The organism is Leptospira bouyouniensis (assembly GCF_004769525.1).
Classification (GTDB): domain Bacteria; phylum Spirochaetota; class Leptospiria; order Leptospirales; family Leptospiraceae; genus Leptospira_A; species Leptospira_A bouyouniensis.
Genome location: NZ_RQFT01000011.1, coordinates 112,391 through 128,079 on the forward strand (window position 1 = coordinate 112,391; position 15,689 = coordinate 128,079).

The following is a 15,689-nucleotide window of genomic DNA, read 5'->3' on the forward strand; positions in this document are numbered from 1 at the left end:
TTTATTTAATATTTTTAGGTATCTTGAGCGTAAAAGTGGAACCTTCGCCGAGATGGGAGCTGAGTTCGATGTTTCCTCCCAATTTTTCAGCCAATCCTTGGGAAATAGAAAGACCAAGACCTGTTCCTTCTATTTTTCCATCCTCGTTTAACCGAGTGAAACTGTGAAAAATTCGGCTTTGGTCTTCTTCCGAAATGCCGGGACCAAAATCTCTGACAGTATAATGCACGTCAGATTCTGACCATTCACAATGTAATTCGACATAAGAGTGATCGCCATATTTAATAGCATTGGAAAGTAAGTTAAGGAGAATTTGTTGGATTTTTCCGCTATCTGACCGTATGTTTTCGGATTGGATTGGTGGAAAAAATCGAATTTCCATGCCTTTCGCTCGGGCTTGAGGTTGGATAAGTTCTAGAGATTGCTTTGCGATTTCTTCTGGTTTGAATTCTGAAATTTGTAGTTTTAATTGTCCCGATTCAATTTTCATTAAATTTAAAATTTCATTGATCATCTTTAAAAGACGAGTTCCACCTGAATAAATGTAATGTAAGTATTCTTTTCCCGTTAAATCATCTTCAGGTAGTTGGATGAGCTTAGAAAATCCAATGATCGAATTGAGTGGTGTACGGAGCTCATGGCTAACATGTGTTAAAAAATCGGTTTTTGCTTTGTAGGCTCGTTCTAATTCTTCTTTAGTCCGACTAAGAGCTAACGTACGTTCGAGGATTAGTGATTCTAAAGTAGATTTGTATCGATTGAGTTCTGTTAAATCCAAATCTCTTTGCACAAACAAACCCAACCAACGACTGACTGTTTGGTAGATAAGTAAATTCTCATGATGGATCACAAAATTGGGTTTGTATTTTTGGAAACCCATGATTCCTAAGAATTGTTTTTCAAATTTCACAGGAATGAGTAAAATCGTTTCAGCCTTTGATTCATCGAAATACCATTTTTCTTTTGTTAACGCATTGTCTTTCTTTAGATAAATGATTTTTCCTTTTTTTAACTTGTGAATCCATCGGTTTAATCCAACTTCTTTCCAATCAAGTGATTTGAATTTTTCTGGTAATAAAGGATATTCTGTCGATTTCCTTTCATTCACCCAAATTTCAAATTTTTGGCTCTCATCTGTTGATATATTTTTTAAGAAAAATAACGAATCCATTTCTGTGAAATACAAAAGTTGGTAAAGAGCTTGAGGTAAACTTTCGCGTATGGATGATTTTTGGATGAGGATTTGGATGGAAGAGGCGACACCTAATTCAAATCGAAGCCTCCAAGCAATTTCTTCTTCTTGTTTTTGTTTGATTGTAATATCACGGATAAAAAATTTTGAATATTGTTTGTTTTCAGAACCGTCATTAAATTCAAAATTTCCAAATGAAGTTTCTAAGATTTTCCCATCTATTTTATAAATAATTTCTGTATTAAAATCATTTTGTTTGATTTTATTTTTTAGAAAACAAGGTAAATCGAATTCGGTTTCTAGTTTTCTAAAGATTGAGTTTTTTAATAGAATTTCGTATGTTTTTTCAATGCAATTGATAACTAAAATGGCCGTACCCGAGTCATTACCCTCAAGCGAAGCCTGAAACAATGACAAAGGGTCTTCGATCATTTTAATATTGTTTTAAAAGTTCTTTCGGAAGTTTGAAGCTCATTGTATCTTCCCGGCTTTCAGGAAATAAAGATACATTTGCTTTTGGAAAATGTTTTAAGATTTCTTCAACAATTTCATCCACTAAAACTTGCGGACTGGATGCACCAGCAGTAATGCCTAAAATTTTAATTCCTGAATCAATGATATGTTTAGGATTTACATCTTCCCTTTTGGAAATTTGAAAGCTCGCCGGTCTCGTTTTTTTTGCCAATTGACAGAGTCGAACGGAATTAGATGAGTTTTCAGCACCGATCACAAGCATCGCATCAACGGACTCTAACATTTTTTGTACAGCATCTTGTCTTTCAGTGGTCGCGTAACAAATGTCATCTTTTTGCGGATGTTCTACAAAAGGAAAAATTTCTTCAATTTTTTTAACAATATTTTTTGTGTCTTCTACCGAGAGAGTGGTTTGCATTAAGTATGTAAGAGCTTTTTCCTTTGAGATTTTATCTTTCAGATTCTCTACATCTTCTGTTGACTCTACGAGAAACATTTGTGCCTCTCCCATGGTACCGATGGCTTCATCATGGCCTCTATGACCAATGTAGATGATTTGGTGTGTATCTTTGATATTTCGTGCTTTTTTGTGGACCCGGGTGACTAGGGGACAGGTAGCATCTCCAATCTTCATTTTTCGATCACTCGCTTCTTTCACGACTTCTGGAGAAACTCCATGTGCAGAGAATACGACTGTGGCACCATCAGGTACCTCACTCAGTTCACTAATGAACTGGATTCCTTTTTTTTTCATTTCTTCCACAACCCTTTGGTTATGGACGATTTCTTTTCGAACATACAGTGGGGTTTCTGGATTTTCTTGAAAAGCCTGTTCTACATAAGAAATTGCATATTTGACACCTGCACAAAAACCTCGTGGGTTAGCTAAATAAACCGTTTCTAACACGAAAAACCTACCTTTTCACTCAAGTTCATTTCCATAGAATTCTTAGGACATATTTTAGAAAAGGGGAAGTTCTATTTTTATTCAAATTTTATTTCATTTTCCCTATTATCCTCCCTACCAGAATGACCGATCCTTATCTTGAAAGGGCCAAGGATGGCCTCTTCGAAAATTCATCAATTTCTTGGGTTCAAGGTGAAAGTCTTGAGCGGTGAGAGAACGGATTCAAGGAGGAACCCGGATGATTATCAACCACAACGTAAGTGCGATCTTTGCACACAGAACTTTGAAGTCTAACGACGCGAACCTGAGCAAAGATATCGAAAAGTTGTCTTCTGGTATGCGTATTAACAAAGCCGGAGATGACGCATCTGGACTTGCAGTGTCTGAGAAAATGAGAACTCAGATTGCTGGTCTTCGACGTGCAGAACAGAATACTGAAGATGGTATGTCCCTCATTCAAACGGCGGAAGGATATCTTCAAGAAACACACGAAATCGTTCAACGTGTTCGTGTACTCGCGGTGCAAGCTGCGAACGGTATCTACTCGGAAGAAGATAGACAACAGATCCAAGTCGAGGTTTCACAGCTAGTGGACGAGATCGATCGTATTGCTTCTCAAGCAGAATTCAACAAAATGAAACTGCTTACAGGAGCTTTTGCTCGTCTCAACCCAACTGCTAGTATGTGGTTCCATATTGGAGCTAACATGCACCAAAGAGAGCGCGTGTACATTGAAACAATGAACACTGCGGCATTGGGATTAAGAAACCCTACGGTTCTTACTTTTATCTCTCTTTCGACTGCAGGTAAAGCAAACTCCGTGATCGGACTTTGTGATGATGCATTAAGAGTAATCTCTAAACAAAGAGCTGACCTTGGTGCTTATTACAACCGTATGGAGCATGCTGCGAAAGGACTTATGAATGCTTATGAAAACACACAAGCTTCTGAGTCTCGTATCCGTGATACTGACATGGCTGAACAAATGACCAGCTTCACGAGATACCAAATCTTAACTCAGGCTGCTACATCTATGCTTGCGCAAGCGAACATGAAGTCTCAGTCAGTGATGAGATTGCTCCAGTAATAGGATAAGAGAAACCAAAGTTCCGGGCAGGGTGGTTGGGGCCTGGTCTTTGGTTTCTCGATTTTCTTTTTTTGATTTCCTTTTCCCCATTCCGATTTAATACTTTCACCTCTGCAAATCTCCTCTTCGTTTTTTTACTTCCCACATTCCAGTTTCATTCAATTTGTTTATTTGAATCTAAAATGAATCCAAGATAAATGTTTTGAAGGATTTCCTATCTGAGTAAAATATTGGTTATTCGATTCCCTTATGAAATTAGAGATTGATTCCGCTTACGAAATTTTAAAACCCATCATCAATCATACTCCCTTACAATTCCATTCCCGATTATCTGAATTGTATCAGGCAAAAATTTACCTCAAAAGGGAAGATTTACAAGTAGTTCGCTCCTATAAAATTAGAGGAGCTTATTTTATGATCCAAAGTTTATCATTGGAAGAACGAAAGAATGGAATTGTATGTGCAAGTGCTGGGAATCATGCCCAAGGTGTTGCGTATTCTTGTCGATTACTCCAAATACAAGGAGTGATTTATATGCCAGAAGTCACTCCCAAACAAAAAATCAATCAGGTACGCATGTTTGGTGGTGAATATATCGAAATCAAATTGGTTGGTGATACGTTTGATGAATGCCAAAGGGAAGCTGTTGACTTTGCCAATGGAAAGAAGATGCCTTTCATTCCTCCATTTGACCATCCTAAGATTATGGAAGGCCAGGGAACAGTTGGAAAGGAAATTGTATCTGAGCTTACAAATATTGATTATTTGTTTTTACCAATTGGTGGTGGAGGATTATGTGCAGGAGTAGGTTCTTATTTTCAAATTCATTCTCCACTGACAAAAATAATTGGTGCAGAACCAATGGGTGCACCTTCTCTGAAAGAAGCTTTGAAATATGGGAAACCAATCTCATTAGAAAAAATTGATAAATTTATCGATGGAGCTGCAGTTAAAAAAGTAGGGGACCTTACATTTCCTATCTGCCAATCTACCTTAAGTGACTTAGTGTTAGTCCCTGAGGGAAAAGTATGTACTACAATTTTAAATTTATATAATTTAGATGCTATTGTGAGTGAACCTGCTGGAGCATTGAGTATTTCCGCCTTGGATGATTATAAAGATGTCATTCGTGGGAAAACTGTCGTTTGTATCCTGAGTGGTGGAAACAATGATATAGACCGAATGCAAGAAATTAAAGAGAGATCCTTACTTTTTGAAGGTTTGAAACAATATTTTATTGTTCGATTTGCCCAAAAACCTGGTGCACTCAAACAATATGTAAATGATATCTTGGGTCCAAATGATGATATTGTACGATTTGAGTTCATCCAAAAACATAATAAAGAATCTGGGCCAGCTCTCATAGGAATTGAATTAAAGTCTAAAGATGATTTTCAAACATTGCTCAATCGAATGAAAAGTTTTAATTTGAATTTTACTTTAATAAACCAGGATGAAAATTTATTTGAATACCTCATTTAGTATCAAATACTATGTTCTGTTTCTATTTTCTAAGGTAAATTTTAGAGGACTATTCTTCCAAATTTATTGATTTTCCTAAAGGAAATTGAAATTAAATCGATACTTTAAATGATCAAACGATCGTCGTACAGCTGAGAAACCCGGAGTGATTGCCGGGTTTTTTGCTAAAACATGAACTTATCTAATTTAAAAATTTTCAAAAACCAGACTCTGATTTATTTTTTTTGCAAAGCATGGTAGATAGGTCGTATTGGGTGGCGGGTGGATAACCCCACCCAGTTCGATTAGGGCGGGGATAGTTTACCTACCGAGTCCGTCTCTTTCACCCTAATATTCAATTTTATGAATATTGAAGATCACTATAATTCCATCGCCAATCCAACTCTTGAAATACATTGTATTCCCTCCTTAATTTTGGTAATCGATGACGGAAGTTGATGGTTTCCAGTTTTAATAAGTTTTAATAGTAGTTTGTGATTTGTGATAATCCAAATACATTTGAATGATACAAAACCACGGTTCCAGGATGGACGTTTTCGATTAGGCTCGTATGACAAACAACGCGAGAGTCGCAAAAAGGTTTGGAAACAACTTAATTTGTCTTGTACGATTAAAAAATGCTCTATGTAAAACTTTGATTCGCTCAAATTCACAAAAATCTTCAAAATCTTTGCCTGACAAATAATGTAGGTTTGGTGTGTCATACCAATGGAAAGGCATTAAATCTGTAACTGGAGTTTTACCGCTAAGAAGGATCGATGTGCGAATTTGCCAATGTGAAAAATTGGGAAACACGATGATTACTTGTTTCCCAATTCTTAAACACTCTTTGATGATATCACCAGGATTTAAAGTTTGTTGGATTGTTTGGTTTAAGATGACAAAATCAAAACTGTGATCTAAATGATGTTTTAGACCGTCGTCAATATCGCCATGATGCACATATAAACTTTTTTTAACACATTGAATGATACACTTATCGTCTTTTTCGATTCCTTGTACACGAACACCTTTGTTTTTTAAAATTAACATCAGCTCGCCGTAACCACATCCTAAATCTAAAACTCTTTCACCTGGTTTGATTAAGTTGGCTATATAGGAAATATCTGGTCTGTTTTTTAAGTCCATTCCAAGTGCTTCATTTGTGTGGATGTTCAAAAGAAAGCTCCTTCATCTGTCGCACTTAAAAAGTCTCTAAGGATTGAGTCTTGTTCTTCGCTGGGAAGAAGAAAACTATCGTGACCAGCAGGATTATTTAATTCGATGAAACTTACAGGTACTGCATTCACTTCCAAAGATTTGACAATTTCTTCAGATTGGTATGGAGGGTATAACCAATCAGATGTATAAGCAATGACTAAAAAACGACACCTAACTTTAGCGAGTATTTTTGTAAGTTCCTTTCCAGTTCCTAAACTAAAATGATCCAATGCTTTTGTGACGTAAATATAAGAATTGGCATCGAAACGATCGACAAAGGATTCTCCTTGGTAAATGAGGTAACTTCCCACAGCAAAGTCAGTTGATTGGATATTCCCTTTTGGCGGTTTACGTCCAAATTTTTCTCTCATCATCTCGTCACTTAAATATGTGATGTGTCCCATCATTCGGGCGAGTGCCAATCCCTTCGATGGTCGATTTTCTTGGTTATATAAACCTTGGTTCCAATTCGGATCTGAGAGGATTGCTTGTCTTCCAACTTCATTGAATGCGATTTGTTGAGCCGAGTGTTCGGAAGAAGATGCCATGATAATACAATTTTTCAATCGATCAGGATATGCAACTGACCATTGTAAGGCTTGCATTCCACCCATAGAGCCGCCAGCTACAGCAAACAGTTTATGGATTCCAAAATGACGAATTAGTTTTTCTTGTGCATTGACCATATCCCCAATCGAAACAAATGGAAAAGTAGATTGGAAAGGTTTGCCTGTTTTACCATTGGTACTCAATGGTCCACTCGATCCTTTGCAACCTCCAATGACATTAGAAGATATGATAAAGTATCGATTCGTATCGAATGCTTTTCCGGGACCAATATAATAATCCCACCAACCCGGTCTTTTATCTCCTTCATGAAAACCAGCGGCATGTGCATCCCCTGATAAGGCATGACAAACTAAGATAGCATTGTCTTTTTTTTCATTCAGGGTGCCATAGGTTTCAAAAGCAATTTCAAGAGGAGTGATTGTCTCACCCCCCTCAAGCGTAAAAGAGTCAAATGAAATGATTTGAGTATGTACAATACCTACGGATCCGTGAAAAAACTCATTTGATTCGGAGGTAGTCATAGTCTTAATCAGATATTTTTTAATGCCTCTTCTAAGTCTACTAGAATGTCATCTAGGTTTTCCAATCCAACACTGAGTCGAACAAAACCTGGTGTGACTCCAGCTGAAATTTGTTCTTCACCAGTTAATTGTTGGTGAGTTGTCGAAGCAGGGTGAATGGCTAAAGATTTCGCATCACCAATGTTAGCTAATAAACTAAAAAGTTCTAGTCCATCAATAAATTTTTTAGCTTTTTCAACGCCACCTTTGATTTCAAATCCCACAATTGCACCATAGAGACCTCGCTCATGGTATTTTTTAGCAATTGCATGGTTTTTATCCGTGGTGAGACCTGGGTAGTTGACCCATTCCACTTTAGGGTGTTTTTGAAGGAATTCTGCTACTTTCAAGGCATTATGGGAATGTCTTTCCATTCTAAGTGGAAGGGTTTCCACACCTTGCAAAATTTGCCATGCATTAAAAGGAGAAATTGCAGGTCCTAAATCTCTCAAACCTTGCACGCGTGCTTTGAGAATGAAGGCAATGTTCACACCACCAAATGGTTCAAATTTACCAAATACATCCCAAAACTTTAGCCCGTGGTAGGAAGGATCTGGTTCTGTAAAATTTTTAAATTTACCATTCCCCCAATTGAAACTACCACCATCAATGATGATCCCTCCAATAGAAGTTCCGTGACCACCTAAAAATTTAGTTAAGGAATGAACGACAATATCAGCTCCATGTTTGAGAGGATTTACCAAATAAGGAGAGGGCATCGTGTTATCAATTACGAGAGGTACACCAACTTCTTTTGCAACTTTACTAACGGCTGCTATGTCAAGTGTATCTAATTTAGGATTACCCAATGTTTCTGCATAAAATGCACGCGTCTTATCATTGGATGCCTTTTTAAAATTTTCCGGATTGGAAGGATCTACAAAGTGAACTTTGATTCCTAGTTTTGGAAATGTATAATGGAGCAAATTGTAAGTTCCACCGTATAAAGAAGAAGATGCGACAATTTCTTGGCCTGCTTCTACAATATTGAGGAGTGCCAACATTTCGGCACTTTGACCAGATGCTGTTGCAAGAGCAGCAACTCCACCTTCTAAAGCTGCAACACGTTTTTCCAAAACATCTGTCGTTGGATTCATAAGCCTTGTGTAGATATTTCCGAACTCTTGGAGTCCAAACAATCTGGCAGCATGGTCTGTGTCTTTAAACACATAGGAAGTGGTTTGGTAGAGTGGCACGGCCCTTGACGTGGTCGTTGGATCAGGCTCTTGGCCTCCGTGAAGTGCGATGGTTTCTGGTTTGTATTGGCGTGGCATAGATTCCCCCGATGGTTTCGCCTAGTTTCCTCCCGCTTTCTGAATTGTCAATAAAATCTCCAATAAAATAGAAATAATTTCTGTTTTATTGGAATCGGGTTAGCGAGATTATTTCTTATTTTCAGAGGAGAAGATTACGATAATGAACGTATCGTGGGCCTATATTGTCGTAATTTTTATTTTGTACTAATTGTCCTATGTATGGTTTTTTCCCTCGAGGCACAAGTTTGGGTTCCAACGGGTACTGAATCTAGGCGAGCATCAGCATTACAATTTGATGCCGGTGGGTCCAGTTTCCAAAAAGATTATTACGGTTATATCTCTCCAAATTTTACTTATAACCATGGAAGTCAGTTTGGGTATTCATTTTCTCTTCCTATCAATGTACTGGCAGTCGACAAAGAACCAATCCAATTAGATAGTAAAGCGGGAAAAGTCCGAGAAATGGACTATAATAGTCGAAATGACTATGCTCGGGTTTTAAATTATATTTCTTATGGAACATATAACCAACAAGTTCCCGGGAAAGTAACTTATTCAGCATACACGGGTAAGATGGTAGATGGATATATTGGCCATGGAACCATCGTTAACAAATACCAAAGTTCTTCTCGATTTGATTCCTTTAATCCAGGTGTGATGGCGGATTTGAATACTGATTACGGTGGAGTACAATATTTTGCCAATTCAGTCGTTAACTTTGAAGTGAATGCTGCGCGCGTTTATATCAAACCTCTTGCAATTGGAAGGTCACTTTATTCTTTATTTGATAAATCTGGAGACCTCGTATACTTGATGAACCTTCGTGGGAACGTACTGGATGAATCAGGTAGGCTCAGTGTAGAGGAAGAAGCTGGGGCCGAAGAGATTCAAAAGAAAAAAGCAGAAGAGCTTCGTAAAAAAGAGATTCGACCAATTAGTAAAGACTCTCGCATGGAACTCATAGATAACGATCCTTGGTACAATCGATTGACCATTGGATATACACAGGCCTGGGATAGACAGGCACCTGTGCAAATGGCTTACAATACCAATGGTTCTCCTGTCACAGAAAAAAAATTAGACAATCCTAAAACTACAGAAGTAACCCGAGCATCGATTGAAGGGATGGATATCGAATATAGATTATTAAACCTGCCATTTGTGGAATTTACGCCTTATGTTGATTTTAATAAAATCAAAGGTCTAGATGGAGCTCAAGGAGCCCATTATGGAAGTGTTTTTCGTTTGGGAACGAAGGATTTAAACATCATCTTAAAACCTGAGTTCAGACAAATGACTGCAAATTATGCTCCAATGTACTTCGATAGTTTTTATGAAGTGGAACGATTTCAAAAATTTCCTGTGTCCGCTCCGATTCGCCCCAAATACGATTATTTAGAAAACCAATCAAATGCAAAGGTTACAGGTTATTATCATACGATTTATGTTAATTTTTACCATTTAGGATTTGAATTTGCAGTAGAAGATTATGGAGTCAAAGGAAACAAACGTGTGTTTGCTGCCGCATATATTCCCTTGGGTTCATCGTTTCTTATGTCCTTCTATTATACTAAAAAAGGATTCGAATCACAAGGGAAGGCTTTTGAACTTGATAACAACACGCAGGCTGCTGCAGAAATTTCGAAAGCCTTTGGACCAATTGTTTTACGAGTACAGAACTACCGAAAATATTACTTAGATGCAAGTGAAAAGTCTTTCCTTAGTATCGATGAAATTCGATTCCTAGTTTCAGGTGGAATTAGTTTTTAAAAAGTAAATACAACAATGAAGAAAAAGCAAATTCAGTTCGAAGATTGATATTCCCCAATGTTCTGACTAAAAAGTTTTTCTTAGAAAAAAATTCCAAATCACTCGGCTTCCAACCTGATTCGGAACCAAAAACATAAAGTGGTTTACTACCTACTTCATTTTCTTGGATGGAATTTTGGATATCACTCTTTCCCATACGATCAAGGATGATCACTTTACCTGGCCAATGTTCTAGGTGGTGTTTCCAATTTTCTGTTTGGGCCATATTGACTACTGGTTCACGAAAATTTCCAGTTTGGCTCATCCCAGTTTGCATCCATTCTTTCCACTCAGTTTTGTAAATAGGTGAAGTCCAATATTCTTTGTTTTTTGTCTCTGTTGCAAAAAAAAATATACTTTCGATCCCATAAGCACCTGCTAGGTGGAGGATCTTCTTTGTCGTTTGAGGCCTTGGCAAAGAAAAAAAACAATGGACTGATAATGGATTTAAAACATTGGAACGTTTTTCTGCTTCCACAAGAATCGTCTGGGTTTCGCCGATTTCTTGGATTAGAAACGAAAAATTACCAACATTTGGAATTACAACTTGGACAAAATCTCCTGTATTTTTTTTTAAAATGGCTATGATGTGTTGATGGCGTTGATCTCGAATCGATACCATCCTTTCAGAATTTAATTCTTCTTCCGAAATGATAATCCAGTTCAAATTTTAGATCTCAAAACTTGGCTTTTGGAAATTGGGGGGAGATGGATCCGCTTCCGGTGTTTCCATCAATGGACCTTCTAAATCTGGGGAGGGAATTTCCATGGGCGATTGGTCTTCAAGAATAGGTTCCTTTGGTTGCGAAATAGGAAGTGTCTCAGAATTGGTGAGGGACCACTTCCAAACATATAATAATAAAATAGTAAAAAGTAAAATGGGAATCCAAGGGATTTCTTTTTTGGTTTTGTTATGTTTTGATTTTAGATAATCAATAGGTGCATATAGCAAATCCAAGAACAAATCTCTATAATTTTGAAATGAAGGTTTGAATTGGAAAGTGGGGATCTCTTCTTCTGGTGAGATGTTCTTAGCATCTAACTCTAAATCAGGATCAAATGTAAATCTGTGAGAGCATACGGGACATTGAACCAAAATGGTTCCCTGTGTGACAGGGAACCGTAACATCGTGGAACAATTCGGACATTGTTTTACGCGATTCAATTAAGAACCTGTATAGTTCTTAGTATTTTAAAGAACTTTTCAATGCTTCTACGTTTTTCTTATAATGTTTGTTTGAATCACGATCATTATAATCAAAGATTTTTGTGAAAAGTTTATCAAAATAATCTAAGTTTTTGAAATAGAATTGTTTTTTGAAATTGTTTCGAATTGGGTTCGACTTTGTGTTTTCAACATTTGATAAAATGTATTTTCCAACACCTTTTTCTGAAGGAGTTTCAGGAGTTCCCCAAACTGGATAATCATCATGTTGGTAAAACAATTCAATTTTATCGTTGTGAGCTGGATCTCCATTTGGAGCAACATCAGCGATTACGGAAATTACTTTGTCTTCCAATAGAAAATTGTTTTGATAAATATAAGTTCTCACCTTTGTAAGGTTACGTGGTTGTTCTTTTCTTGGATCTGGATCTGCGTTGTTAGATCCTTCAAAAAAGAGTTCCATTTTTTTGAACTTAGCACCTAAATTTTTAGAAGACTTTCCATCTTCACTTCCTACGAAATCAAATACTTCAAGGTGCAAACAAGTGTTATCTTGTGCTTCTTGTTTATCTGCTGCTTCACAACGTTCTCCATCAGCACTTGGTTTGCCTTTGTAAAGAACTGTTTTATGAGGAAGAGTTCTCACTTTCATCTTAAAAAGTACTGTATGCAAACGAAGGCGTTTGTTCACTTCAGAGATATTTTCATCGAGTTCTTTTTCTGTTTCTGCCATCGATTTCCCTGATTGAGAAGGATCGATTCCTGCAGAAGTAGAGCCTGTTTCCGAGCTACCAGTTTGAGCGAAAACCCCAATGCTAAGTAGTAAAATGGGGAGAATTAGTTTTATTTTCATGTCCGAATCTTCCTAAAAGGTTAATTTGAGGATACCAAAGTACGACCCATGGACGTAAACAAATATCCTGTAAAAAGTATCGGTAAAATACTGGGGAAGATTGAAGCCGAATCTCACTCTTTTTAGTGTTTCCATCCAAAATCTGGAAAGGATTCTAAATAAAATGAAAGGTTAGGGGCGCTCAATTCTTCCAATTTTGCCCAATTTTTGGTTATCCAGCGCCTTTCCACATAGTCACAATAGTCTTTTAAATTCCTTCCAGATGCCCCAACGAGTAAGTCAGAGATTTGTTCTCGTTCGTTTTTGTTCAGTTGTTTGGCATATCCCTCGAGAATTTTAGTGCGTTCCTCTCGGTTGGGCAAAGGGAAAAGGATTTTTCGATCAAATCGAGATAGTAAGGCTGAATCTAAGTCTTCTTTTCGGTTGGTCGCTCCAATCGTGATGGTACCTGTTTTTTCAGCAAACCCATCTAATTTCCGCAATAGGACGCTTAATAAGTTCCGAGTGGCTTCAAATAATCCATCTTCTCTGGATGTGGCTAATGAATCGATTTCATCCAAAAACAGCATACATTTGGGAAAGAGGGCGGCGGCGTCAAACACCATGGCAAGGTTTTGGGATGATTCCCCGTAATACTTACTCAAAATGGATTCGATCGGAACATAAACCATTGGAACACCACATAGGTGGGAGACAATTTTTGCCATACTCGTTTTACCCACGCCTGGTTCTCCTTCAAAAAGAACTGCGCGAGGGAGATTACCGGTTGGTTTTTGCCTTGTGAGTTTTGTGATCTCAAGGAATGGTTCTGGTCTTTGTAATGGAAATACTAAACTTTCAAGGATTTGTTCTTTTACCCCATCATAACCAAAAACAGAATCAAATCCGAGTTCAAAACCTTTCGCTTTTTCTAAGATTGGATCGTATACCTCGACACCTAGCGGTTCCAAAAGAGACCTTGGGTCTTTTGTGGTTCCACCTTCTAAGTTTAAGTATTGGAAGAGGTGGATTACAGTTTGGATTTCTTTTGTGGAAAAATCGCCAAGTTTAGAACATTCAACTTTTAGGTCTGACTTAAAAGAAAAACGAATCCGAAACCGATTGGATAAATTCTTTTGGGGTTCAAATAAATTTTCACCTAAAGATTGTAAGCTTAAGTAACCTTCTTCAAAATTATAAATGCGAAAATTTTCGATGTAATTTCTGACAATTCCCAAACAATCGAGTATTTTCTCCTTCCCAACCGCATTCTGGCGGAAACGAAAGACAGTTTCTTCTTTTTCTTGGATGAACTGGTAATTTGCCTGTTTGAGTTCCGTCGCAAACAAGTCTTTGGCCTTAAAAAAATCCAGTTGGTTTGTGGAAGTAGACATAAAGAACAAAATAGGGAAGATTGTCTTTTTTTTCAAGGAAGGATTTTGATTTCCTCCGACGAGTAACCTGTAGAGGTTGTAGGATTATGGGTGAAGGTTCACTATCACAAGAAGACATAGACGCACTACTCGGCGGATTTAGCGGTGGAGGAACACCTGCGGGTGGTGGCTCTGGAGGCGGTGGCGGAGGTATGGATGACCTTGATGCTTTAGTTGGCGGCGGAGGTGGAGATGATAATGGTCCTTCGTTTGCAGATATTGCAGCAGCTCTAGGTCCGAGTGCAACCCCAGCTCCCACTAGGTCCCAATCCAAATCACAATCGAGTTCCGGAAATAATACTGCCAACCTCAATCTCTTACTTGATGTTACCTTACAACTCACGATCGAACTCGGAAGAACCACGATGTTCATCAAGGATGTTTTACAACTCTCAGAAGGAACTGTTGTCGAACTAGACAAAAACATTGGGGAGGAACTCGACATCTTAGCCAACGGCAAACTGGTTGGTCGTGGTAAACTCATTGTCCTAGATGATTATTATGGTGTCCAAATCACTCAAATAGTGGATCCCATGGAGCGATTGGGTGGACCTGCATTTTTGTAACATGATGACATTTGATTTTGAAGTTAGGATATTTTAACATTGGAATCAATTGGTCATGGTTTTACAATCGAACGAATCACGAATCCGCAAGAATCGTTACAAGAAGACCTATGGAATCGGTTACATGATTTTAGCGTATCTAAGTTAGGTGATAAGAATTTAGAATCAAAAGAATTTTTTGCCATCCTCGTGAAAGAAGGGGAGACTCTAATCGCAGCATCCCTTTGTTATTTATTCTTTAAGGGATTGAACTTGCAACTATTGTGGGTAGCCGAAGAAAAACGAGGACAAGATTTGGGAACCAAACTTCTCAAACAAATTGAATTGGAAGCGATAAAATTAGGAGCCACTCTTGTGTTTGGGTATTCTTTTGGATTCCAAGCTCCCAAGTTTTATACAAAACTTGGGTATGAGGAAGTAGGAAAAATTCCAGATTACCCAAAAGGCCAAAATTGTTATTTCCTCTGCAAAAAATTGACAAACAATTCTCCTTGACGGAGTTTTCCCTAGAATTCAGATTGTCAATATGTTAACTCTAGCCATTGTGTAGACCGCCAAAACGGTGAACTTGTTTTGGATACCCCGCCTAAATTCAATTAGGAGGCGGCTATCTTCGCACAGGCGGTCTATTTCCCAATCATCCACTGTTTTGGTGTCTCTTTTTGTTTTGCCGCAAAAAACTGGACATGTCACGTAACAATGAACTAACGAATTTTCAAAAATTCACGAAGAAAAAACGTTTTGAAAATGAAGACGAGGAGATCCATTCCTCTTCGGTCAAAAAAAAATCCCATCGATATCGTTCTGATTCGAATGAGTTCCGATGTGTCGAATGCAAACAGATGGTAAATCCTCCGGGATTTGGAACCGAACAAAGGAACCATTGTCCCAATTGTCTTACAAGCCTTCACTTAGACAATACACCTGGAGACCGTGCCGCAACATGTGGTAGCAAAATGGAAGCGATTTCTATTTGGGTGAGAAAAGGGGAATGGGTGATTTTACATCGATGTAAGGGTTGTGGAGTGATCCATGCGAATCGAATTGGACCAGATGACAATGAAGCTTTGCTTGTATCGCTTGCAGCCCAGGCAATGGCAAAACCAAGTTTTCGATTGTTTTCAGAAAATCCGGTGGGAGATCCACCGGATTAATT

At 37.9% G+C, this 15,689-nt stretch carries 15 protein-coding genes; 6 read left to right on the top strand and 9 right to left on the bottom strand.

Annotated elements, in window-relative coordinates:
* Position 1: 1 nt before the first annotated feature.
* Both EHQ43_RS12165 and ispH read right to left on the bottom strand, forming a co-directional pair.
* Complete coding sequence (locus EHQ43_RS12165) at positions 2-1,624, bottom strand: sensor histidine kinase (protein WP_135771347.1); 1,623 nt, start codon at positions 1,622-1,624, stop codon at positions 2-4.
* 1 nt (position 1,625) lies between these two features.
* Positions 1,626-2,573 (bottom strand): 4-hydroxy-3-methylbut-2-enyl diphosphate reductase, encoded by a 948-nt coding sequence (ispH, locus tag EHQ43_RS12170; protein WP_135771348.1) that lies wholly within the window; start codon positions 2,571-2,573, stop codon positions 1,626-1,628.
* Between the two features lie 238 nt (positions 2,574-2,811).
* Between ispH and EHQ43_RS12175 the strand changes: the two genes are divergently transcribed.
* The gene (locus tag EHQ43_RS12175) at positions 2,812-3,660 is read left to right on the top strand and encodes a flagellin N-terminal helical domain-containing protein (protein WP_002974229.1); all 849 of its coding nucleotides are present in this window, start codon (positions 2,812-2,814) and stop codon (positions 3,658-3,660) included.
* A 249-nt stretch (positions 3,661-3,909) separates the two neighbouring features.
* Positions 3,910-5,142 carry a threonine ammonia-lyase gene (gene ilvA, locus EHQ43_RS12180; protein ID WP_135771349.1) on the top strand — a complete coding sequence of 411 codons (1,233 nt, stop codon included), beginning with the start codon at positions 3,910-3,912 and terminating at the stop codon, positions 5,140-5,142.
* A gap of 540 nt (positions 5,143-5,682) precedes the next feature.
* Here ilvA and metW read toward each other — a convergent pair.
* The 3 genes from metW to EHQ43_RS12195 are packed head-to-tail and all read right to left on the bottom strand — an operon-like array spanning position 5,683 to position 8,746.
* Positions 5,683-6,270, bottom strand: a complete 588-nt coding sequence (gene metW, locus EHQ43_RS12185) for a methionine biosynthesis protein MetW (RefSeq protein ID WP_208731055.1) — start codon at positions 6,268-6,270, stop codon at positions 5,683-5,685.
* A 26-nt stretch (positions 6,271-6,296) separates the two neighbouring features.
* Positions 6,297-7,433, bottom strand: a complete 1,137-nt coding sequence (gene metX / locus EHQ43_RS12190; RefSeq protein ID WP_135771350.1) for a homoserine O-acetyltransferase MetX — start codon at positions 7,431-7,433, stop codon at positions 6,297-6,299.
* A gap of 8 nt (positions 7,434-7,441) precedes the next feature.
* Positions 7,442-8,746: an O-acetylhomoserine aminocarboxypropyltransferase/cysteine synthase family protein gene (locus EHQ43_RS12195; protein ID WP_135741891.1), complete on the bottom strand. Its 1,305-nt coding sequence runs from the start codon at positions 8,744-8,746 to the stop codon at positions 7,442-7,444.
* Positions 8,747-8,947: 201 nt separating this feature from the next.
* Between EHQ43_RS12195 and EHQ43_RS12200 the strand changes: the two genes are divergently transcribed.
* Positions 8,948-10,498, top strand: a complete 1,551-nt coding sequence (locus EHQ43_RS12200; protein ID WP_135771351.1) for a hypothetical protein — start codon at positions 8,948-8,950, stop codon at positions 10,496-10,498.
* Here EHQ43_RS12200 and EHQ43_RS12205 read toward each other — a convergent pair.
* The 4 genes from EHQ43_RS12205 to EHQ43_RS12220 all read right to left on the bottom strand — a co-directional run bounded on the left by EHQ43_RS12205 (position 10,488) and on the right by EHQ43_RS12220 (position 13,928).
* Positions 10,488-11,204: an RsmE family RNA methyltransferase gene (locus EHQ43_RS12205; protein ID WP_135754077.1), complete on the bottom strand. Its 717-nt coding sequence runs from the start codon at positions 11,202-11,204 to the stop codon at positions 10,488-10,490. The two genes, EHQ43_RS12200 and EHQ43_RS12205, sit on opposite strands and share 11 nt — an antisense overlap.
* Positions 11,205-11,207: 3 nt before the next feature.
* A complete protein-coding gene (locus EHQ43_RS12210) occupies positions 11,208-11,702 on the bottom strand; it encodes a zinc ribbon domain-containing protein (RefSeq protein ID WP_135771352.1) in 495 nt (164 codons plus the stop codon).
* Between the two features lie 19 nt (positions 11,703-11,721).
* On the bottom strand, positions 11,722-12,555 hold the full coding sequence (fcpB, locus tag EHQ43_RS12215) for a flagellar-coiling protein FcpB (protein WP_135741895.1): 834 nt from the start codon (positions 12,553-12,555) through the stop codon (positions 11,722-11,724).
* A 122-nt stretch (positions 12,556-12,677) separates the two neighbouring features.
* A complete protein-coding gene (locus tag EHQ43_RS12220) occupies positions 12,678-13,928 on the bottom strand; it encodes an AAA family ATPase (protein WP_425269640.1) in 1,251 nt (416 codons plus the stop codon).
* Positions 13,929-14,014: 86 nt separating this feature from the next.
* Here EHQ43_RS12220 and fliN point away from each other — a divergent pair, with 86 nt between their 5' ends.
* From fliN to EHQ43_RS12235, 3 genes are all read left to right on the top strand, one after another.
* Positions 14,015-14,533 carry a flagellar motor switch protein FliN gene (fliN, locus tag EHQ43_RS12225; RefSeq protein ID WP_135771353.1) on the top strand — a complete coding sequence of 173 codons (519 nt, stop codon included), beginning with the start codon at positions 14,015-14,017 and terminating at the stop codon, positions 14,531-14,533.
* A gap of 39 nt (positions 14,534-14,572) precedes the next feature.
* A complete protein-coding gene (locus tag EHQ43_RS12230) occupies positions 14,573-15,028 on the top strand; it encodes a GNAT family N-acetyltransferase (RefSeq protein ID WP_135771354.1) in 456 nt (151 codons plus the stop codon).
* Between the two features lie 191 nt (positions 15,029-15,219).
* Positions 15,220-15,687, top strand: coding sequence for an RNHCP domain-containing protein (locus EHQ43_RS12235; protein ID WP_135771355.1), 468 nt, complete (start codon positions 15,220-15,222; stop codon positions 15,685-15,687).
* Positions 15,688-15,689 lie beyond the last annotated feature (2 nt).